Here is a 20090-nt window from a genome sequence, read left to right on the forward strand (position 1 = left end):
ATGAACGCTTTCAATTACCGCGACGGTGAACTGTTCGCGGAAGGTGTGGCCCTGTCGGCCATCGCCGAACGTTTCGGCACCCCGACCTACGTGTACTCGCGTGCCCACATCGAAGCCCAGTACCGCAGCTATACCGACGCGCTGCAAGGCGTCGAACACCTGGTGTGCTTTGCAGTCAAGGCCAACTCCAACCTCGGTGTGCTGAACGTGCTGGCCCGTATGGGCGCAGGCTTCGACATCGTCTCCGGCGGTGAGCTGGAGCGTGTACTGGCCGCTGGCGGCCGTGCTGATCGCGTGGTGTTCTCTGGTGTGGGCAAGACCCGCGAAGACATGCGCCGCGCGCTGGAAGTCGGCGTGCACTGCTTCAACGTCGAATCCACCGACGAGCTTGAGCGCCTGCAAGTGGTGGCCGCCGAGATGGGCAAGGTTGCTCCGGTCTCGCTGCGGGTCAACCCGGACGTCGACGCCGGCACCCACCCGTACATCTCCACCGGCCTCAAAGAAAACAAATTCGGCATCGCCATCGCCGACGCCGAAGCCATCTACGTGCGTGCCGCCCAGCTGCCGAACCTGGACGTGGTCGGTGTCGACTGCCACATCGGTTCGCAGCTGACCACCGTCGAGCCGTTCCTCGATGCCCTCGACCGCCTGCTGGACCTGGTCGACCGCTTGGCCGACTGCGGCATCCACCTGCGCCACCTTGACCTGGGTGGCGGCGTTGGCGTGCGCTACCGCGATGAAGAGCCGCCTTTGGTGGCTGACTACATCAAGGCCATCCGCGCGCGCGTCGGCGACCGCGACCTGGCCCTGGTCTTCGAGCCGGGCCGCTACATCGTGGCCAACGCCGGTGTTCTGCTGACCCGCGTCGAGTACCTCAAGCACACCGAACACAAAGACTTCGCCATCATCGATGCGGCGATGAACGACCTGATCCGCCCGGCCCTGTACCAGGCCTGGATGGGCGTCAGCGCGGTCACCCCACGCGAAGGCCAAGGCCGCGCCTACGACCTGGTCGGGCCGATCTGCGAAACCGGCGACTTCATTGCCAAGGAGCGCGAGCTGAACCTGGCCGAAGGCGATCTGCTGGCTGTGCAGTCTGCCGGCGCCTATGGTTTTGTCATGAGCTCGAACTACAACACCCGTGGCCGTTGCGCCGAAATCCTGGTCGACGGTGACCAGGCGTTCGAAGTACGCCGCCGCGAAACCGTCGCCGAACTGTATGCTGGCGAAAGCCTGCTGCCGGAGTGAGCCCATGCTGCTGCGTTTCACCAAGATGCATGGGCTGGGCAATGACTTCATGGTCCTCGACCTGGTCAGCCAACACGCACACATCCAGCCCAAGCATGCCAAGCAATGGGGCGACCGCCACACCGGCATCGGCTTCGACCAGCTGCTGATCGTCGAGGCACCGAACAATCCAGAAGTGGACTTCCGCTACCGGATCTTCAATGCCGATGGCTCCGAAGTCGAACAGTGCGGCAACGGTGCGCGCTGCTTTGCCCGCTTCGTGCTGGACAAGCGCCTGACCGCGAAAAAGCGCATCCGCGTCGAAACCAAGAGCGGCATCATCGAGCTGGACGTGCAGAACGACGGCCAGGTGAGTGTCGACATGGGCCCGCCGCGCCTGGTGCCGGCCGAAATCCCCTTCGTCGCCGACGAGCAGGCACTGAGTTACCCACTGGAAGTCGACGGCGAGGTTCACGCCATTGCCGCTGTGTCCATGGGCAACCCACATGCCGTGTTGCGCGTCGATGACGTGCATACCGCGCCTGTGCATGCACTGGGCCCGAAGATCGAAAACCATCCGCGCTTCCCGCAGCGGGTCAACGCTGGCTTCATCCAGGTCATCGACCGTCACCGTGCCAACCTGCGGGTCTGGGAACGCGGTGCCGGCGAGACCCAGGCCTGCGGCACCGGCGCTTGCGCTGCGGCCGTGGCGGCTATCAGCCAAGGCTGGATGGACTCACCGGTGACCCTCGACCTGCCGGGTGGCCGCCTGCACATCGAATGGGCCGGCCCCGGCAAGCCCGTGTTGATGACCGGCCCGGCCGTACGCGTCTACGAAGGACAGGTTCGTCTCTAAGCGAGTAACCGCCATGACCGATCAGCCCAAGGTTGTACCCCAGCAGTCCACCGAGCTCGATGCCGAGGCGGTGGTCGCGTACCTGCGCGCCCACCCGACCTTCTTCGCCGAGCACGACGAACTGCTGGTCGAGCAGCGCATCCCCCACCAGCGTGGCGACAGCGTGTCGCTGGTGGAGCGCCAGCTCAAGCTGCTGCGCGACCGCAACATCGAGATGCGCCATCGCCTGTCGCAACTGATGGACGTGGCGCGAGACAACGACCGGCTGTTCGACAAGACCCGCCGGCTGATCCTCGACCTGCTCGATGCAGGCAGCCTGGAAGAAGTGGTGATGGCGGTCGAAGACAGCCTGCGCCAGGAATTTCAGGTGCCCTTCGTCAGCCTGATCCTGTTCGGCGATAACGTCGCGCCAGTGGGCCGCTGGGTCAGCAACGCCGAGGCGCACCAAGCCATCGGCGGCCTGCTGGGGGGCGGTAAAACGGTCAGCGGCAACCTGCGCGACCATGAGCTGGCGTTCCTGTTCGGTGAAGATCAGCGCCTCGAAGTCGGCTCCAGCGCCGTTGCCGCCCTCGAATACCAAGGGCTGCACGGCGTGCTGGCGATTGGCAGCCGCGACCCGCAACACTACAAGAGCAGCGTCGGCACCCTGTTCCTCGGCTACATTGCCGAGGTGCTGGGCCGTGTCGTGCCGCGCGTTACCCAGACCCTGCGTCCGGTGCGCTGATGGAACGCCAGCTGGAGGCTTATTGCGCACACCTGCGCAATGAGCGCCAGGTGTCCGAGCACACCCTGCTGGCTTACCGCCGTGACCTCGACAAGGTCATTGCCTACTGCAACGATCAGGGCATCGCCGGCTGGCAAGCGCTGCAAATCCAGCAGCTACGCCAGTTGATCGCCCGCCAGCACCACCAAGGCCAATCCTCTCGCAGCCTGGCGCGCCTGCTGTCGGCCGTGCGCGGCTTGTACCGATACCTGAACCGTGAAGGGCTGTGCCAGCACGACCCGGCCAGCGGCCTGTCTGCGCCCAAGGGCGAGCGCCGCCTGCCCAAGACGCTGGATACCGACCGCGCCCTGCAACTGCTCGACGGCGGCGTCGACGACGACTTCATTGCGCGACGTGACCAGGCCATCCTCGAACTGTTCTATTCGTCAGGCCTGCGCCTGTCCGAACTGGCTGGCCTCGACCTCGAATACCTCGACCTTGCCGGCGGGCTGGTGCAGGTGCTGGGCAAGGGTGGCAAGGCGCGCGTACTGCCTGTCGGCCGTAAAGCCCGCGAGGCCCTGCAGGCGTGGTTGCGCCTGCGCGGCATCGGCGGCCCACGCGACAGCGCCGTGTTCATCACGCGCCAAGGCAATCGCTTGAGCCCACGGGCTATCCAGATGCGGGTCAAGGTCGCCGGCGAGCGTGAGCTGGGCCAGCACCTGCACCCGCACATGCTTCGCCATTCTTTCGCCAGCCATCTGCTGGAATCGTCCCAGGACCTGCGTGCGGTGCAAGAGATGCTCGGCCATGCCGACATCAGCACCACGCAAATCTACACCCACCTGGACTTCCAGCACCTGGCCGCGGTGTACGACAGCGCCCACCCCCGGGCCAAACGCAGCAAAGGCACAGACTCATGAGCATCAAGCTGATCACCTTCGACCTCGATGACACCCTGTGGGACACCGCGCCGGTGATTGCCAGCGCTGAAGTGGTCCTGCGCGACTGGCTCGAAGCCAACGCGCCGATCCTCGGCGGCGTACCGGTCGAACACCTGTTCGCCATTCGCGAGCGCCTGGTGCAGGCCGAGCCCGGCCTCAAGCACCGTATCAGCGCCCTGCGCCGGCGGGTGCTGTTCCATGCCCTGGAAGAGGTCGGCTACAGCGAAAAGCACGCGCAGGCGCTGGCCAACGAAGGCTTTGAAGTGTTCCTGCATGCACGCCACCAGGTGGAAATTTTCCCTGAGGTGCAGCCGGTGCTGGAAATCCTGCGCCACCAGTACACCCTGGGGGTGGTCACCAACGGCAACGCCGATGTGAGCCGCCTGGGCTTGGCGGACTACTTCCGCTTTGCCCTGTGCGCCGAGGACCTGGGCATCGGCAAACCGGACCCGGCACCGTTTCTGGAGGCGCTGAAACGTGGCGAGGTCGAAGCCAGCGCGGCGGTGCATGTGGGTGACCACCCCGGCGATGACATTGCCGGCGCCCAACGGGCCGGGCTGCGGGCCGTGTGGTTCAACCCACAAGGCAAGGCCTGGGTCGGTGAGCGGGCACCCGATGCCGAGATCCAGCGGCTTTCGCAACTGCCTGAGGTAATGGCGCGCTGGCGCTGACAGGGGCCGCTTCGCGGCCCATCGCCGGCAAGCCAGCTCCCACAGGTATGCGCTGCGCCTAAGGTAGCTTTATCCTGGGGGAGCTGGCTTGCCGGCGATAGGGCTCCTAAACCCAACACGCACAAAAAAGCCCGCAGCGACGGCGGGCTTTTTTGTGGGCGACCACTCAGATAGGGCGGCTGCCGTATTTGTTGTCCGGCTTCTTGGGCGGATCGGCGACCACGTTGGCCTCCACTTCCTGCACCTTGCCACCGCGCGAAAGGAACTCTTCCATCGCTTTGGCCAGCGCATCGCGCTCCTTCTGCTTGGCTTCCATGCTCGGCATCTCGTCTACCGAGACAGCGGCCTTGGACTTGCCTTTGGCAGTGGGCGCAGGGCTATCGTCTTCGCCAGCGTCTTCCGCAACGTCGTCAGCCGCTGCTTCGAGACCCTCATCAGCCTCATCATCGTCGCCTACTTCGAGGTCGTCGTTTTCCAGATCATCGTCGCTCATGTTCTACCTCATGACTTGCGAAAAGCAGGTTGGTTATAGACCAGTGCAGCCGTAGACCGGCAGCCACCAGTGAAAATTCAACTGGCCGTGGGTTGGCCACTGCCTTGGGCATCCACCTCCTGATGGGAGGGTCGTACCCTGCAGGCCCTGCTCCTGGCAGGACCTGACGAAATCCTTGAGCCACCTGCTGGCCACGCGCTAATGGCAAGCCTAGCAAAGGCTGGGGAAGCGTGCGGACTGCATGTCAAACACCCTTCGGCGCGCATTCTAGCGCGCCCGTGGAAAAAGCAAAGCTCCATAAACGCTCGGCATCTTGTAAGTTTTCTGCCTACGTCGCGAACGTGACGGATAAACCGTTTGCCGTGCGGGAAATGGCAAAAATCAGGCGAAAAAATGCCCGGCGAACCGGGCAAGTTTTTACCGCGTCGCAGTTACAGGTTGTAGCCGCGTTCGTTGTGCTGAGCCAGGTCGAGGCCGACCGACTCTTCTTCTTCGTTGACCCGCAGGCCCATCACCAGGTCCAGCACCTTGAGGATCACGTAGGTGACGATGGCGGTGTAGACCACGGTGAAAATCACGCCTTTGGCCTGGATCCAGACCTGCATGCCGATATCGGTGACCGTGCCGAAGCCGCCCAGGGCCGGTGCGGCGAACACACCGGTAAGGATGGCGCCGACGATACCGCCGATACCGTGTACGCCGAAGGCATCCAGCGAATCGTCATAGCCCAGCTTGCGCTTCAAGCTAGTCGCGCAGAAGTAGCAGATCACACCCGAAGCCAGGCCGATCACCAGGGCGCCCATCGGGCCCACGGTGCCTGCGGCAGGCGTGATTGCGACCAGGCCGGCGACCACACCCGAGGCGATGCCCAGGGCACTCGGCTTGCCGTGGCCAAGCCACTCGGCAAACATCCAGCCCAAGGCCGCAGCGGCGGTGGCGATCTGGGTCACCAGCATGGCCATGCCAGCCGTGCCGTTGGCGGCGGCGGCAGAACCTGCGTTGAAGCCGAACCAGCCGATCCACAGCATCGCTGCGCCCATCAGGGTGTAGCCCAGGTTGTGCGGGGCCATCGGCGTGGTCGGGTAGCCTTTGCGCTTGCCCAGCACCAGGCAGCACACCAGGCCAGCGATACCTGCGTTGATGTGCACCACGGTGCCGCCGGCGAAGTCCAGCACGCCCCAGTCCCACATCAGTGCGCCATCACCGCTCCACACCATGTGCGCGATCGGTGCGTACACCAGGGTGAACCAGATGCCCATGAATACCAGCATCGCGGAGAACTTCATGCGTTCGGCGAAGGCACCGACGATCAGCGCCGGCGTGATGATGGCGAAGGTCATCTGGAAGGTGATGAACACCGCCTCAGGGAACAACGCGGTGGCCGAAGTCAGGCTGTCGGGCGTGACGCCGCTGAGAAATGCCTTGGAGAAGCCACCGACGAAGGAATTGAAGTTGAGCACGCCCTTTTCCATACCACTGGTATCGAAGGCCATGCTGTAGCCGTAGACGACCCAGAGAATGCTCATCAGACCGGTGATCGCGAAGCACTGCATCATCACCGAAAGCACGTTCTTGGAACGCACCATGCCGCCATAGAACAGGGCCAGGCCCGGGATGGTCATGAACAGCACCAGCGCCGTAGCGGTCAACATCCAGGCGGTGTCGCCGGAGTTCAGCGCTGGGGCAGCTTCCTCTGCCAGGGCGAGCCCGGGCATTACGAGGGACAATAGGGCTCCTAGCCCTGCGATCTTACGCAGAGTCATGTTGTTTTCTCCTGGGGCGTTGGGTTTGGTGAGGCTTTTTTTGTTACTTAGATCGCGTCGGTATCGGTTTCGCCGGTACGGATGCGGATCGCCTGCTCCAGATTCACCACGAAGATCTTGCCGTCACCGATCTTGCCGGTGTTGGCTGCCTTGGTGATGGCTTCGATTACCCGATCAAGGTCCTTGTCGTCGATGGCGACGTCGATCTTCACCTTGGGCAGGAAGTCGACCACGTATTCAGCACCGCGATACAACTCGGTGTGGCCCTTCTGCCGACCGAAGCCTTTGACTTCAGTGACGGTGATGCCCTGCACGCCGATTTCCGACAGTGACTCGCGCACGTCGTCCAGCTTGAACGGCTTGATGATGGCTGTGACTAGCTTCATGAAACTCTCTCCCGATTTGGTGGACTTGCCCCAGGAAAACAAACCCGTCTCAAGTCTAAGCGCAGCGGTTGGCTTTGTAACGCGTCGTCGGCATCCGGCTCCGCGTGCGCACTGCCTGGTCACAAGGAACTGCATCAGTGCATGGCTCGTACAGGTCATTGCAGAAACCTTGCCAGTTCCACTAAAACGCCAGAAAACAGCGAGTTGCACGAAATAGTCGGGATTGGCCAGTCGCCAGCATTGAAAAGATGCACGATTTCGGTGCGCGCCGGCTTGGCCCACTGCGCGAAAAATGTGCAGTGCGCACTGCTTGCTCACTGGCCAAACCGCGTTTTGCTGCGTGTTACACTGCGGGTCATTTTTCAGTTTCAGTGGACAGCCGAACATGCTCGCGCCCAAAGCCCTTCTCGATGCCCTGAGCGACCAGGCCTCACGCCTGTTCAGCAGCGATACCGCCCAGCCCCGCGCCGAACTGGAAAGCCAGTTCAAAGTGCTGATGCAGGGTGCCTTCAGCAAGCTGGACCTGGTCAGCCGCGACGAATTCGACAGCCAGATGGTCGTGCTGGCCCGTACCCGCGCCCGCCTGGAGGCCCTGGAGAAGCAGGTCGCTGAGCTGGAAGCGCGGATGGCGCCGCCCAGCGAATAAGGCTCAGGCGGAGGCCTGCAATCGATCCTCGCGCGGATTACCTGGTTTCGGCGGTAACTCGCTGGCGTGCAGCGTGCCGCGAAACAGTGTCGCGCCGCACAAGGTGAACAGCGTCTTCATCCGGTTGTGCGAGTTGAGTATCTCGGCCTGGATATGTTCGATGTCGTTATCCGCCGGCTGCAATGCGACCGCACGGTTGATCCACTCGATGGCGGCGAAGCGGCTTTGCTTGCGCGTGCCCTGCCCTTGCATCCAGGCCAGCCCTAGTTCAGCACTGGCGCGAGCGGCAATACTGGCGTCCGGGTGCTCGACCAGCGCCTGCAAGTAGTCGACGGCTTCGGCCTGTTCCTGCGGTTCGCCGAACTGACGCAGCAGAATACCCAGCTGCAGACGCGCACTGGCAGCGGTCTGCAAATCGCCCAACGCATCGTTCAACAATCGCCTGACGGCCAACATGGCACTGCGCTCATTCAAGGCTTCTGCGCTTTGCATGCGACGGCAGGCCAAGGTGTATTTCGCCTGCTTGCAACCGGTCTCTACCGCGCGCAACAACCAATAGTCGGCAGCACTCGCGTCCAGGTACTGCGCGGGGGTGTTGGGCAGCGCGCCTCGGTACAGGTCATGAAGGCTAAGGGCAGCCTCTGGCAGGCTCAGCTCGGCACAGCGTTCATAAAGGTAGAACGCTGCCTCGTGCTGGTTGGCAGCCCAGAGCAGGCGTGGCACTTCAAGCACGTCCAAACCCGGCCCTTGGCGGCCACATTGGCGCTTTACCGCAGCCAGTGACCACACACGTGCCTGCTCGTACGAGCACTGAAAACCCCACAGCCCAAACGCATGCCCAACCGCCCGCAACGCACAGGCGGCGGGGTGCGAGCGGCTCGCGCAGAGCTGCTCGATAGTGATACGAAAGGCCTGCTGGTCATCCTTCACTGCGTGGAACAGCATGACGCAGACAAAACTACGGAAGGGCTGGCCGATGCCCGGGACGAACCCAAGGTCAGGGTAAAGATTTACACTGGCGGCAAAATCGCGCAGGGCGCCGGCGTAATCCTGCTGAGCACAACCACGCAAAGCACCACGCCAGGCCAGCAAGTTGGCGCGTTCCCTGGGCCTGAGTGCTCGCAGCGACCATGCCTTGAAGACCTGCAGCCACACAGCGATCGACTGTGACTGGCCGGCATGCGGCAGTTCGAGCTGGTCCTCGATAGCCAGCCAGCGCAGTGCATTACGCTGTTCCTCGGGCCAACGCTCACACAGCGGCCCAATGGCCAGGGCGTCGATCGCGGCGTCACTGCCTCCCCAGCAGGTCAACAGGTAGGTTGCATAAGCCTGAATCGCTTCGAAACAGCCGGGGAATGCGCCAAGTGCTTGATGCAGCCAATAGTGCTGGACGTTTTCTCGCCCCTGCTCGGCCCGCTCGCACAGGCACGCCGGTAAGGCCTGAGGTAGTTCGGCCAGAGGTAGCAGGCCGTATTTCACCAGCAGCAGCGCTGCAGCCTCTTGCACCTCCACGTCGGCCTGAGCACAGGGGCTGAAGCGCACCGGCTGGCCGTCGAACAGGCCCAGCAACCAGCCTGGCTCCGCGAAATGCGCACTGATCTTCAGCATGCCGATCGCCGCTGCCACGGGTTGGTTTGAGCGCCCCATGGCACGCAGCAGGTGCGCCGCGCCAATCTCGCAAACCTGTTCCGCCGCCAGCCGACGCTCGGCGCTGATGGGCTCGGTGTTGGCAGACTCGCGGATATGGCAGGCCCGGCTGAAACAATGAAAGCCCATCACCACCTGAGGGTGATAGGCCTTGGGGCAGGCATCGATCCAGGCCTTGAGGATCTGCGTCAGGGCCTTGTCACCCTGGCTGTCCCAATCGACCAGCATGTATCCTTCGACGGCCTCCAGGTAGGCCGGGAACTCGCCGGGCGGCGACTGCCGCCAGCGCACTTCGAGGATGTCGAAGAAGCGGTTGAGTTCAACGAATGCACTGGCCTGCACCAGTTCACGGATTGCCTGGCGAGTGCGAGTGAGCGTTTGCACGGGGCAATACCTCAAGTCCATTTGTAGGAAGTTGTGTTGCCATCCCATGGCAATCACAGTAGCCCTTCAACACTAAGCCATACCCTGGATCTGCGCAAAAATAATTGGATCCATTTGTGTCGAATTCTAAGAAAACCCAGGGGAAATACCTGACCTGAAAAACCAGGACGCACACTTATTGCGCTGATCCTGGCTGCCGCCGCTAAGCTTGCCCAAGCCTCGCCCAGCTCAGCCTGCAGCCACCGACGGACAGCTGCATCACAGCGCCCAAATCATCTAGCGTTTCGTTTATTTCGACTATTGCCTGTTTCGTTTGTTTCGAATATAAATCGGATACCTGTCGTATCAGCCGCCGGGGATTCCTATTAGCTACTGGAGAACACCGATGACCACCGCCGACTTCGCCCGAACCATCCTTCCAGATGAAAAAGCGATCGCTGCGGCCACTGAGTCAAGTCGCCAGATTGCCGCTTTCGTCTCAACGAAGCTGGATACTCAGCGCATTGAGCTCGTAGATGAAAACCAGCAGCGCCAGACCGTTGAACTGCCGACTTTCGCGCTCAGACTGCTCGGCGACATCCTCAACGAACTGGCCTCGGGCAACACCGTTAAGGTGGTGCCTATCCATGCAGAACTTACCACTCAAGAAGGCGCCGACCTGCTCAACGTCTCACGTCCTCATCTGGTCAAGCTGCTGGATGAAGGGCTAATCCCGCACACCAAAACCGGGAGCCACCGCCGCATAAAATTCACCGATCTTATGGCTTACAAAGCCGATCGTGATAAAGCGAGCCAGGCCGCCATGGAAGAACTGGCGGCACAAGCTCAAGCACTTAATATGGGGTATTGATGAGGCACTCACCCTTTACCGTCATTTATGACGCCTGCGTTCTATATCCAGCGCCCTTACGTGATCTGCTGATGCATCTGGCGCTGACGGGTGTGTTTCGCGCTCGCTGGTCCGAGCAAATTCACGATGAGTGGACGCGCAATGTGTTGAAAAACCGCCCTGACGTATCGCCGACACAACTTCATCGCACAGTCGCATTCATGAATCAGGCTATTCCTGACTCCTTGGTGAACGACTATGAGCCGTTGATACATGGGCTGGACCTTCCTGACGAAGACGATCGACACGTCTTGGCGGCAGCAATCAAATGCGGCGCCACGGTGATCGTCACGTACAACCTCAAAGATTTCCCGTCCGAAATCTTGAAACGTTTTGAGATCGAGGCATTGCATCCCGATGTGTTCCTTTCCGACATTTGGGACCTTGACCAAGCAGCCGTGCTCGAGGCCGTCCAGAAGCAGCGCGCGGCACTTAAAAACCCTGTTTACACCCCCCGCGAACTAATGGATTCGCTCCTCAAACAGCGACTCCCAGAGATCGTCAAGCTTCTCTCGAACTACGAACTGCTGATCTGACCATACTGGCCAGGTGCATCCGTCCAACCCTCGCCTGCGACCGCTTCACAATGAGCCTGAAAAACCCCGACGCACACTTATTGCGCTGATCGTGGCTGTCGCCGCTAAGCTTGCCCAAGCCGCAGGAAGCGGCCCCATTCCGCGACAATGGAGCGTCCATGTCACTTGCTCTCGTCCACAGCCGCGCCCAGGTCGGCGTGCAGGCAACGGCGGTCAGCGTCGAAACCCACCTGGCCAACGGCCTTCCCCACCTGACCCTGGTCGGCCTGCCCGAAACCACGGTCAAGGAAAGCAAAGACCGGGTCCGCAGTGCCATCGTCAATTCCAGCCTGGATTACCCAGCCAGGCGCATCACGCAAAACCTGGCGCCTGCCGACCTGCCCAAGGATGGCGGGCGTTATGACCTGGCCATTGCCTTGGGCATCCTCGCCGCGAGCGGGCAGGTGCCGGTGGCCACCCTCTGCGACATCGAATGCCTTGGCGAACTGGCGCTGTCCGGCCAGTTGCGCCCCGTGCAGGGCGTGCTACCGGCGGCGCTGGCGGCACGGGAAGCAGGCCGGGCGCTGGTAGTCCCGCGGGAGAACGCCGAGGAAGCAAGCCTGGCAGGCGGGCTGGTGGTGTATGCCGTCGGGCACCTGCTGGAGCTGGTCGCCCACCTGAACGGCCAAGTGCCCTTGCCGCCGTATGCCGCCAATGGCCTGGTCTTGAACAGCCGGCCCTACCCCGACCTCAGCGAGGTACAGGGCCAAATCGCGGCCAAGCGCGCCTTGCTGCTGGCGGCCGCCGGGGCCCATAACCTGCTGTTTACCGGCCCGCCTGGCACCGGCAAGACCTTGCTTGCCAGCCGCCTGCCAGGGCTGTTGCCGCCACTGGACGAGCGCGAAGCGCTGGAGGTGGCAGCCATTCAGTCAGTCAGCGGCCATGCGCCGTTGAACAGCTGGCCGCAACGCCCGTTCCGCCACCCACACCACTCAGCCTCGGGCCCTGCGCTGGTAGGCGGTAGCAGTCGGCCGCAACCCGGCGAGATCACCTTGGCTCACCATGGTGTGCTGTTTCTCGATGAACTGCCCGAATTTGAGCGGCGTGTGCTGGAGGTATTGCGCGAGCCGCTCGAGTCCGGCGAGATCGTGATTGCAAGGGCCCGGGACAAGGTACGTTTCCCTGCGCGGTTCCAGTTGGTGGCCGCGATGAACCCCTGCCCTTGTGGCTATCTGGGCGACCCTACCGGCCGCTGCCGCTGCAGCACCGAACAGATCCAGCGCTATCGCAACAAACTGTCGGGCCCACTGCTGGACCGCATCGACCTGCACCTGACCGTGGCGCGTGAAACCACCACCCTCAACAACCAACCCAGCGGCGAGACCAGCGCCGCTGTCGCCGAACGGGTGGCCGAAGCACGCGAGCTGCAGCAACGCCGACAAGGGTGCGCAAATGCCTTTCTCGACCTCAACGGCTTGCGCCGCCATTGCCCGCTGGAGGCGGCGGACCAAGCCTGGCTGGAGACAGCCTGCGAGCGGTTGACCCTGTCGTTGCGCGCGGCCCATCGGCTGCTGAAAGTGGCACGCACGCTGGCGGATCTGGAAGGTGTGGCGTCGATTACCAGGGCTCACCTGGCCGAGGCGCTGCAGTATCGGCCTGGGAGCTGATCTGAATCCGCGATTTTGGGGCCGCTTTGCGGCCCATCGCGACGCAAGGCCGCGCCTACACGTACAGCGCCCGCCTCCGCCCGGGGGAGGCTGTGCGGCGTTATCGGTCGACCAACGCCGCCTCCACCGCCGCCAGCAACGCCTCTTCAGAAAACGGCTTGCCCAGGCACGCCACCGCCCCATGGCGCTGCGCAGCCTTCAGCGCCATGTCGTCCCAATGCGCCGACATGCAGACGACCGGCAGCCGCCAGCCCCTGCGCGCCAGCTCACGCAGCACGTCTAGCCCGGAAAGCCCAGGCATCTTCAAGTCCAGCAACGCACACCCGGCCTCGCGCGCCAGCGTCGAGGCCAAGAACTCTTCGCCCGAACCAAACAGCAATGCGCCGAAGCCTGTCGCTCGCAGCAGGTTGGCCAGGCTTTTGCGCACAGACGCATCATCGTCGACGATGCACACCCACGCCCTGTCGCGTTCGACCTCGGGGTTCATGCGGCGCCCTGGCCCTCGGCACGGGCCTCGAGCACGTTGTGCATGGCGACCAGTTCGACCAGCGAGCGGGACTGCATCTTGTTCATGATGTTCTTTTTGTGCACCTTGGTCGTCACCTCGCTGGTGCCAATCTCTTTGGCAATCTGTTTGTGCGACAACCCGCCGACCACCAGCGCGAACACCTGCCGCTCACGTTGGGTCAGGCGCGCGTACTTTTCCCTGACTTGCCGTGTATGCCGCCATGCGCGCCCAGCCGTCAGCGCACGGGCACGCAGCGCCGTCAGCAGGGTCAGCAATTGCGCCTCATCAAAGGGCTTGGTCAGGAACTCCACAGCACCCGCACGCATCGCCTGAACGGTCATGGGAATAGTGCCGTGGCCGGTCATGAACACGATCGGCCAGGGCAGGTCGAGCCGACGCACCATCGCCTGCAGCTCCAAACCGCTGGCCTCAGGCAGGTTCATGTCCAGCAACAGGCAGGCATAAGGCGTGTCGGCATGCGCTTCAAGCAGCGCCTCAGCCGAGGCGTACAGGCGATGCACAATGTCGTGCGAGCGAAAGAGGCGCCCCAAGGCGTTGAGCACCGATGGGTCGTCATCCACCACCAGCACGGGCACCGCTGCGCAATCAGCCGCGGGCTCAGCCGTATCGAGGTCGAAGGCTAGCGAAGCGTTGCGCAAGGGTCTCGCCGGCAGGTCGAGGGCCACTTCAGATGCCAGCCGATAGCCGCGGCGTGGCACGGTCTGGATCAGGCCGCGGTCACCGAACGCCTTGCGCAACAAGGAGATCTGCACCTGCAGGTTGTTGTCTTCGACCACCGTGCCGGCCCACACCTGGCTGAACAGCTCGTCCTTGCCAACCACACGGCCTTTGGCGCGGATCAGTGTTGCCAGCACCTCGAAAGCGCGCCCGCCCAACACGATCGGCTTGCCGTCGAGAAACGCTTCTCGTCGCTCCAGCGACACCTGGGCATTGCCAAATCGGATCATGGTCTTCTCGAGTCTCACGGGTCCGGGCGGTTGCGCAGCCCCGTGCAATCTAGGCCAGCGCCCGCATTCATACAATTATCCCGAGGGATAGGTTGGCCTTGGACTATACAAGCGCCCGCCACGGCCAAGGGGACGATAACGGTCAAGATGGTTCCCGTTCCTGCCAAGCCGTCTGGCCCGCGCATGCGCGGGGGGATCGCTGCGTATACTCGCGCCCTTGGATGTGGTTAGCAGGGGGTGCTTGATGCTCGATGAACGCCTCGCTTACAGGCCCATCGATTATGACCAGTCAATCGACGAGGGCTGGTTGAATCGGTGCGACATCACTCGCCTGGGGCAGGAAGGCGAGCTGACCTACTTCCGCCTGTGTGACCCCGGCACGGGGCAGGCCTGGATCGCTGTGCGGGCCCCGATCGAATCCCCTGCTGCCTGCCAGCGCCTGGAGCGCGATTATCGCCTGCGCCTCGACCCGGAGTGGGCGGTGATGCCCTCGGCCTACGTGCGTTCGGCTGAAGGGCCGCTGCTGGTGTATCCGGGCGGCCGCTCGGTCGCCGACCTCATCGCTCAAGGCCCGGCAGCGCTCCCCGGCTTCCTCGACATCGCCGTCAAAGCCGCATCAGCATTGGCGCTGGCACACGCTGCCAACGTACTGCACGGTGCCTTGCAACCCGCGCATATCTGCGTGCAGCACGCGCAGCGGGTGAGGCTTGGCGGGTTTCGCGCGGATGCGCACTCGCTCATCAGCGAGCAAGGCGCCCCCATTGGCAACTGGTCCTACCTGGCGCCGGAACAGATCTGCCCCCTCGGCTCCAGCAGCGACCAACGCAGCGATATCTATGCGCTGGGTGCCATCCTGTACCAGCTTTTGCTGGGCGAGTTGCCGCTCGCCGGGCGCGACACACTGCACTGGCGCCAGCTGCATGCCGGCGTGCAGCCACGGGCGGCCATCGAGGTCGACAACCGCGTGCCGCAGCCGCTCAGCCGCATCCTCGCCAAGGCCCTGGCCAAAGAGCCCGATGCCCGCTACCAGACCGCCCGTGCGCTGGCGGTGGACTTTGCTCACTGCCAGCGGCAGTGGCTGGCGGCCCAGGCCATCGAAGATTTCGAGCCTGGCAGCGCTGACCCCCTTTCGCCCAACCACGAACGCCTCTATGGCCGCACAGCCGAGCAGAAGGTCATCACCCTGCTGCTCAAGGCATTGCGCCGCGACAGCGCGCCCCAGGCCCTGTTCATCAAGGGCGCTACCGGCATGGGCAAGTCCAGCCTGGTACAGGCAGCGCTCAAGGGCGGCGCCGAGGGTTATTGGGCCAGCGGCAAGTGCAACAGCCTGGAACGGGCGGTGCCCTATGGGCCCTGGATCGAGATTCTCGGTTCGCTGACCACCCAGTTGCTGGCCAAGAACCGCGATGACCTTGACGCGTTACGCCGTGAAATTCTGCGGCGCATCAAAGGCCGCGGCCGTTTGCTGGGCAAGCTGGCCCCAGACTTGAAGCTGGTGATCGGGCCCATGGCCGAGTTCCCGGAAAAGCCCACACGGCTGGCCTTGCAGAAAGAGCTGCGAGCGATCGTCGAATTCCTGCAGGTGTTCAGCCGCCCCGGGCGCCCATTGGCGCTGTTTCTCGATGACATGCAGTGGGCTGACGACGCCACGCTGCACTTGCTTGATGAGCTGCTGGAGCAAGCACCCAGCAACCTGCTGTTGATCTTCGCCCGGCGCAGCGATGCACCACCCGGCAGCAAGCCCTTGGTTACCCCGGCGTCCATCCGTAGCACCACCCTAGACCTACGCCCCCTCACCGTCGGCGCCGTGATGGAGATGATCAGCGAGCGCTACCACGCCGCGCCTGACGCTGCCTTGCAGCTCGCCGAGCTGGTGCATGCGAAGACCGCTGGCAACCCGTTCTTCATCCACCAGATCCTCGGGGCGATGGTCGAGGACCAGTTGTTCACCTTCGACACCCAGACCATGCGCTGGTCGTGGTCGCTGCCAGCAGTAGCGCAACACCGCTATGCCGACAACGTCGCCGACCTGATGGTCCATCGCCTGGCACGCCTGCCTGAAGCCCAGCGCACTGTGCTGCGCTTTGCCAGCGCCGCGGGTGGCCGATGCGACGAACGCCTGCTGCGCCGCATGCTGCCACTGCCCGCCGAGCAACTGGCCGAACAGCTCAAAGCCTTGATTGGCGCGGGCTTCCTGCTGCCGGGGCACAAGGCGCTGGTGTTCTCGCATGATCGCGTACTGGACGCCGCCTACGCGCTTACCCCGTCGCGCGAGCGGCCGGCGCTGCACGCGCATATTGCCCAAACCATGCGGGCGGCCTGGCAAACGGCTCAACACGACGCGGTGTTCGAAATCGCCAACCAGGTGCAGTTGGCCAGCCCGCATGCATTTGCTGCCAGCGACTGCGAAGGGTTTCTGGTGCTGCTGCAGGAGGCCGCGTTGCGGGCGCGCGACAATGCCGCCTATGAGCAGGCCGCCGGCTACCTGCAGGCGGCCGACGAACTGCTGCGCCTCGGCATCACGCTCGGCAGCCAGGCGAACCACGCCTTTACCATCGCCTGCCTGGCCGCAGAGTGCGACATGCAACTGTCACGCATGCCACAAGCCGAAGTTCGCATCCTCGAATGCCACCAGCGTGCGCTATCGGCGCTCGACAAGGCCCGGGTATGCAAGCTTGAAGCACGCCTGCATACCTTGCGTTCGGACTACCCAGCCGCCATCGCCTGCGCCATCGGCGGCCTTGAGCTGTTGGGCATCACGCTTGCCCAGGGCATCCACCCCGAGCAAGTCGAGGCAGCCTATGGCCGTGTCCACGCCCTGATCGAGAACAAGGGCCGTCATTGCCTGGAATCGTTGCCCAGGGCCGATTCGGAAGACGCGGCGGTGGCAATCGCGCTGCTGGCGACCCTGTCATCATCGTTCTTCGTCAAGGACGACCTCTGCTTCCTGCACCTGGCCAAGATCATGGAGCTGTCATTGCTCCACGGCGTCGCCCCCGGCAGTACTTATGGCCTGGCTTGGTTCGGCGTGATGGCGGCTGAGCGCTTTGCCGCCTACCACGACGGCCATGCTTACTGCCTGGCGGCGCTCAAGCTGATCGAGCGGCACGGTTTCGAGGCCGACTTGACCAGCGCCCTGCTCGCCCTCGACCAGGTCAGCGCCTGGACGGCGCCGATGGAGTTTGCCCGGCGCACGGCACTGGAAGCGGTCGAATCGCCGCGCCTGAGCGGCGACTTGGCGATGGCCTGCTATGCCCGCAATCACCTGGTTTCCGACTCACTGTTCATGGGCCAACCCTTGCAGGAAGTCAGCGGCGAAGTGGAGCAAGGGTTGGTCACCGTTCGCGGCTACGGCTACAGCGATGTCGAACACATCCTCTTGGCCCAGCAAGCGTTCGTCGCTGTCATGACCGGCAGCAGTGGCAGAGTCGGCCTTGCGTCGCGCTCGGGGTGCGAAGCGCCTGCCGAAGCCCGCGTGCACAGCATAAAGTCCTGCACCACGCTGTTCTTCAAGCACCTCTACGCCGGCATGTCGGCCTTTTACCTGGGCGATATCAATCAGGCCGTACACCTACTCGCCAGCGCCGGCAGCCATGCCTGGGCCGCCCCTGCACACATCAACCTGGCCGACTACCACCTGTTCCGCGGCCTGACCCTGGGCAGCCCGGAAGCCCCGGGCAGCGCGATGGGCAAATTGGCTGCGCTGCACGAATTGCGCGAGCGCTTTGCTGCGTGGGCGAGCTTCAACCCGGTCACCTTCCGCAACAAGCTTCTGCTGATCGAAGGTGTGATCGCCAAGCTCAGCGGCGATGGCCTGGCTGCCATCCGCTGCTTCGACCAGGCCCAGATCGCCGCCACGGCCGCCGGTTTCATCCATGAGCAGGCCCTGGCCCACGAGCAACTGGCTGAAGTGTGCATCCCCAGTGGCTTGATCTCTGGCGCCAACCTGCACCTGCGCATTGCCCGTGACTGCTTCCACATCTGGGGTGCCACGGGCAAGGTGCGCCAGCTCGAAACCCTGCACCCGTTCTTGCGCACCCAGCCCGTGCAGGAGACCTACCGCTCTGCCAGCCAGGCCAGGCTCGACCTGGAAGTCGGCCTGGAAGCCGCGCGCGCGCTGTCCGAAGAGGTATTGCTAGAGGGCCTGATCGAAACCTTGATGGGCCACCTGACCCAGCACTCCGGCGCCGACCACGGTGCCCTGCTGATCGTCAGCGGCGCCGAGTTCCAGATGGCCGCGCTGGCCTACATCGACGATGCCGGTCTGCACGTGCGCATGGACAATTGCCAGAAGTTCCTGACCCAGGCGCCGCTGTCGATCATCAATGCCACCCTGCGCACCAAGAAACCCATGGTGTTGAACGACGCCCTCAGCGACTGCCCAGAAGCGTTTCGCCAGGAGCTGCACGCACGCAACGCCCGCTCGGTGCTGTGCCTGCCGCTGCTGCTGCAGGGTGTGCTGATCGGCCTGGTCTACCTGGAAAACCGCCTGGTGCCGAACCTGTTCGGCAGCCAGCGCCTGGCCATGCTGGAGATTCTCGCTTCGCAGGCTGCGGTATCGCTGCAAACGGCCAAGTTCTATACGCGCCTGGCCGAGGACAACCAGAGCCGCGCGCAGATGGAGGCGGAGCTGCGCCGCTCACGTGCAGAGCTAGCCCGCAGCGCGCACCTGCAGGTGATGAACGAGTTGTCCGCCTCCATCGCCCACGAGATCAGCCAGCCCCTGCTCGGCATCGCCGCCAATGCGGCCGCCAGCCTGCGCTGGCTCAAGCGCGGCCAGCCCGACCTGGAAGAAGCCATCGCCGGCCTGGAAGATATCCGCAACGACAGTGAACGGGCAGCCAACATCGTCCGCGCACTGCGGTCGCTGGCCAAACAGTCGCCGATGCAACTCAAGCCGGTGAAGCTCGATGCGCTGATTCTGGAAGTGGTGCGCCTGACATCCTCGGATGCCTTGAAAGGCGGCGTGAAGGTGCAAACCCGGTTGCAGGCCGCAACGAGCCTCATGGCCGACCCTGTGCAGTTGCAGCAGCTGATCTACAACCTGATCACCAATGCCCTGGAAGCGCTGGCGGGGTTCCGCGACGATGGCCTGTTGCGCATCACGTCTGCCGTGGTCGAGGCGGGGGTGGAGATTTGCGTGGACGACAATGGGCCAGGGATTGCGCCAGAGGAGCTGGAGCGGGTGTTTGGTGCGTTCTACACCACCAAGAGTGGCGGGCTGGGGATGGGGCTGGCGATCTGCAGCTCGGTGATTCAGGCCCATGGTGGGCAGTTGCAGGCTCAGGTTTCGGAGCTGGGCGGGTGCCGGATCAGGTTGACGGTGCCGGTTCGGGCGGATGATTGACCTGTTTTAGCCTGCGCCGGCCTCTTCGCGGGCAAGCCCGCTCCCACAGGGCCGTGTGCTTGCCCTGCAGCCCCGATTCATGATTGAAAAACTTTGGGAAACATCCCACGTAGATAGCGGACGGTATCACCGCGCAAAATAAGATCCTTGAGAACAGACTGACTCTGGACTACCAACCGGAAGCTGAAACCCATGCCTATGTATGATCCACCCCATCCCGGTGAGTCTCTGCGCGAAGACGTTTTGCCTGCTATAGGCATGAGTGTCTCGGGGCTTGCACGCCATCTCGGCTATTCGCGGGGGCAACTGTCCACCGTACTCAATGGGCGTGCCGCCCTATCTGCGGACCTGGCTTATCGTCTTGAACTGGCGGGCCTCGGCGATGCGCGGCAGTACCTTGCCGAACAGGCGGCTTATGATCTCTGGCAAGCCGCGAACCGTGAGCACCCCCAGATTACGCGGCTGGTGTTTGCCTGAAA

At 63.4% G+C, this 20090-nt stretch carries 17 protein-coding genes; 11 read left to right on the plus strand and 6 right to left on the minus strand.

The features are described from left to right. The 5 genes from lysA to ACMCNM_RS27015 are packed head-to-tail and all read left to right on the plus strand — an operon-like array spanning position 1 to position 4398. The gene (gene lysA, locus ACMCNM_RS26995) at positions 1-1248 is read left to right on the plus strand and encodes a diaminopimelate decarboxylase (protein ID WP_027592209.1); all 1248 of its coding nucleotides are present in this window, start codon (positions 1-3) and stop codon (positions 1246-1248) included. Positions 1249-1252: 4 nt separating this feature from the next. Next, positions 1253-2083: a diaminopimelate epimerase gene (gene dapF, locus ACMCNM_RS27000; RefSeq protein WP_027592208.1), complete on the plus strand. Its 831-nt coding sequence runs from the start codon at positions 1253-1255 to the stop codon at positions 2081-2083. Positions 2084-2096: 13 nt separating this feature from the next. Further along, positions 2097-2807 carry a DUF484 family protein gene (locus ACMCNM_RS27005; RefSeq protein ID WP_099430767.1) on the plus strand — a complete coding sequence of 237 codons (711 nt, stop codon included), beginning with the start codon at positions 2097-2099 and terminating at the stop codon, positions 2805-2807. Next, positions 2807-3706, plus strand: coding sequence for a tyrosine recombinase XerC (gene xerC, locus ACMCNM_RS27010; protein ID WP_027592206.1), 900 nt, complete (start codon positions 2807-2809; stop codon positions 3704-3706). The genes ACMCNM_RS27005 and xerC overlap by 1 nt, the downstream gene beginning before the upstream one ends. Further along, on the plus strand, positions 3703-4398 hold the full coding sequence (locus ACMCNM_RS27015; RefSeq protein WP_186681443.1) for an HAD family hydrolase: 696 nt from the start codon (positions 3703-3705) through the stop codon (positions 4396-4398). The genes xerC and ACMCNM_RS27015 overlap by 4 nt, the downstream gene beginning before the upstream one ends. A gap of 166 nt (positions 4399-4564) precedes the next feature. Here the strand turns inward: ACMCNM_RS27015 and sutA are convergent, their stop codons facing one another. The 3 genes from sutA to glnK form a co-directional block, all read right to left on the minus strand. Beyond that, the gene (gene sutA / locus ACMCNM_RS27020) at positions 4565-4891 is read right to left on the minus strand and encodes a transcriptional regulator SutA (RefSeq protein WP_027592204.1); all 327 of its coding nucleotides are present in this window, start codon (positions 4889-4891) and stop codon (positions 4565-4567) included. A 431-nt stretch (positions 4892-5322) separates the two neighbouring features. Beyond that, on the minus strand, positions 5323-6654 hold the full coding sequence (locus ACMCNM_RS27025) for an ammonium transporter (protein WP_027592203.1): 1332 nt from the start codon (positions 6652-6654) through the stop codon (positions 5323-5325). A gap of 47 nt (positions 6655-6701) precedes the next feature. Further along, on the minus strand, positions 6702-7040 hold the full coding sequence (glnK, locus tag ACMCNM_RS27030) for a P-II family nitrogen regulator (protein ID WP_002555808.1): 339 nt from the start codon (positions 7038-7040) through the stop codon (positions 6702-6704). A gap of 385 nt (positions 7041-7425) precedes the next feature. On the opposite strand from glnK, the gene ACMCNM_RS27035 reads away from it, so the two are divergent. Continuing rightward, positions 7426-7686 carry an accessory factor UbiK family protein gene (locus ACMCNM_RS27035; protein WP_085272187.1) on the plus strand — a complete coding sequence of 87 codons (261 nt, stop codon included), beginning with the start codon at positions 7426-7428 and terminating at the stop codon, positions 7684-7686. 3 nt (positions 7687-7689) lie between these two features. Here ACMCNM_RS27035 and ACMCNM_RS27040 read toward each other — a convergent pair whose 3' ends face one another. Further along, complete coding sequence (locus ACMCNM_RS27040; protein ID WP_412765738.1) at positions 7690-9717, minus strand: DUF4034 domain-containing protein; 2028 nt, start codon at positions 9715-9717, stop codon at positions 7690-7692. A gap of 385 nt (positions 9718-10102) precedes the next feature. On the opposite strand from ACMCNM_RS27040, the gene ACMCNM_RS27045 reads away from it, so the two are divergent. The 3 genes from ACMCNM_RS27045 (at position 10103) to ACMCNM_RS27055 (ending at position 12788) form a co-directional block, all read left to right on the plus strand. Next, positions 10103-10567, plus strand: coding sequence for a helix-turn-helix domain-containing protein (locus ACMCNM_RS27045; protein ID WP_027592200.1), 465 nt, complete (start codon positions 10103-10105; stop codon positions 10565-10567). Further along, a complete protein-coding gene (locus ACMCNM_RS27050) occupies positions 10567-11142 on the plus strand; it encodes a PIN domain-containing protein (RefSeq protein ID WP_085272185.1) in 576 nt (191 codons plus the stop codon). Before ACMCNM_RS27045 ends, ACMCNM_RS27050 begins: the two co-directional genes overlap by 1 nt. 158 nt (positions 11143-11300) lie before the next feature. Further along, positions 11301-12788, plus strand: coding sequence for a YifB family Mg chelatase-like AAA ATPase (locus ACMCNM_RS27055; RefSeq protein ID WP_412765739.1), 1488 nt, complete (start codon positions 11301-11303; stop codon positions 12786-12788). 100 nt (positions 12789-12888) lie between these two features. On the opposite strand, the gene ACMCNM_RS27060 is transcribed toward ACMCNM_RS27055, so the two are convergent. Both ACMCNM_RS27060 and ACMCNM_RS27065 read right to left on the minus strand, forming a co-directional pair. Next, positions 12889-13242, minus strand: a complete 354-nt coding sequence (locus tag ACMCNM_RS27060; protein ID WP_186681496.1) for a response regulator — start codon at positions 13240-13242, stop codon at positions 12889-12891. Positions 13243-13271: 29 nt separating this feature from the next. Further along, entirely contained in the window at positions 13272-14264 is a 993-nt protein-coding gene (locus tag ACMCNM_RS27065) for a response regulator (RefSeq protein WP_412765740.1), read from the minus strand. Positions 14265-14508: 244 nt separating this feature from the next. On the opposite strand from ACMCNM_RS27065, the gene ACMCNM_RS27070 reads away from it, so the two are divergent. Together ACMCNM_RS27070 and ACMCNM_RS27075 are read left to right on the plus strand one after the other, a co-directional pair. Then, positions 14509-19611, plus strand: a complete 5103-nt coding sequence (locus ACMCNM_RS27070; RefSeq protein ID WP_412765741.1) for an AAA family ATPase — start codon at positions 14509-14511, stop codon at positions 19609-19611. 192 nt (positions 19612-19803) lie between these two features. Then, positions 19804-20088 carry a HigA family addiction module antitoxin gene (locus tag ACMCNM_RS27075; RefSeq protein WP_099430780.1) on the plus strand — a complete coding sequence of 95 codons (285 nt, stop codon included), beginning with the start codon at positions 19804-19806 and terminating at the stop codon, positions 20086-20088. The last annotated feature ends 2 nt before the right edge of the window (positions 20089-20090 follow it).

It is taken from the genome of Pseudomonas sp. NGC7, assembly GCF_047159675.1.
GTDB lineage: Bacteria > Pseudomonadota > Gammaproteobacteria > Pseudomonadales > Pseudomonadaceae > Aquipseudomonas > Aquipseudomonas kermanshahensis.

Coding starts and splice junctions, on each gene's coding strand:
- lysA (WP_027592209.1), top strand. CDS start 1: ATGAACGCTTTCAATTACCGCGACGGTGAACTGTTCGCGGAAGGTGTG.
- ACMCNM_RS27065 (WP_412765740.1), bottom strand. CDS start 14,264: ATGATCCGATTTGGCAATGCCCAGGTGTCGCTGGAGCGACGAGAAGCG.
- ACMCNM_RS27025 (WP_027592203.1), bottom strand. CDS start 6,654: ATGACTCTGCGTAAGATCGCAGGGCTAGGAGCCCTATTGTCCCTCGTA.
- glnK (WP_002555808.1), bottom strand. CDS start 7,040: ATGAAGCTAGTCACAGCCATCATCAAGCCGTTCAAGCTGGACGACGTG.
- ACMCNM_RS27070 (WP_412765741.1), top strand. CDS start 14,509: ATGCTCGATGAACGCCTCGCTTACAGGCCCATCGATTATGACCAGTCA.
- xerC (WP_027592206.1), top strand. CDS start 2,807: ATGGAACGCCAGCTGGAGGCTTATTGCGCACACCTGCGCAATGAGCGC.
- ACMCNM_RS27050 (WP_085272185.1), top strand. CDS start 10,567: ATGAGGCACTCACCCTTTACCGTCATTTATGACGCCTGCGTTCTATAT.
- dapF (WP_027592208.1), top strand. CDS start 1,253: ATGCTGCTGCGTTTCACCAAGATGCATGGGCTGGGCAATGACTTCATG.
- ACMCNM_RS27055 (WP_412765739.1), top strand. CDS start 11,301: ATGTCACTTGCTCTCGTCCACAGCCGCGCCCAGGTCGGCGTGCAGGCA.
- sutA (WP_027592204.1), bottom strand. CDS start 4,891: ATGAGCGACGATGATCTGGAAAACGACGACCTCGAAGTAGGCGACGAT.
- ACMCNM_RS27045 (WP_027592200.1), top strand. CDS start 10,103: ATGACCACCGCCGACTTCGCCCGAACCATCCTTCCAGATGAAAAAGCG.
- ACMCNM_RS27035 (WP_085272187.1), top strand. CDS start 7,426: ATGCTCGCGCCCAAAGCCCTTCTCGATGCCCTGAGCGACCAGGCCTCA.
- ACMCNM_RS27015 (WP_186681443.1), top strand. CDS start 3,703: ATGAGCATCAAGCTGATCACCTTCGACCTCGATGACACCCTGTGGGAC.
- ACMCNM_RS27005 (WP_099430767.1), top strand. CDS start 2,097: ATGACCGATCAGCCCAAGGTTGTACCCCAGCAGTCCACCGAGCTCGAT.
- ACMCNM_RS27075 (WP_099430780.1), top strand. CDS start 19,804: ATGCCTATGTATGATCCACCCCATCCCGGTGAGTCTCTGCGCGAAGAC.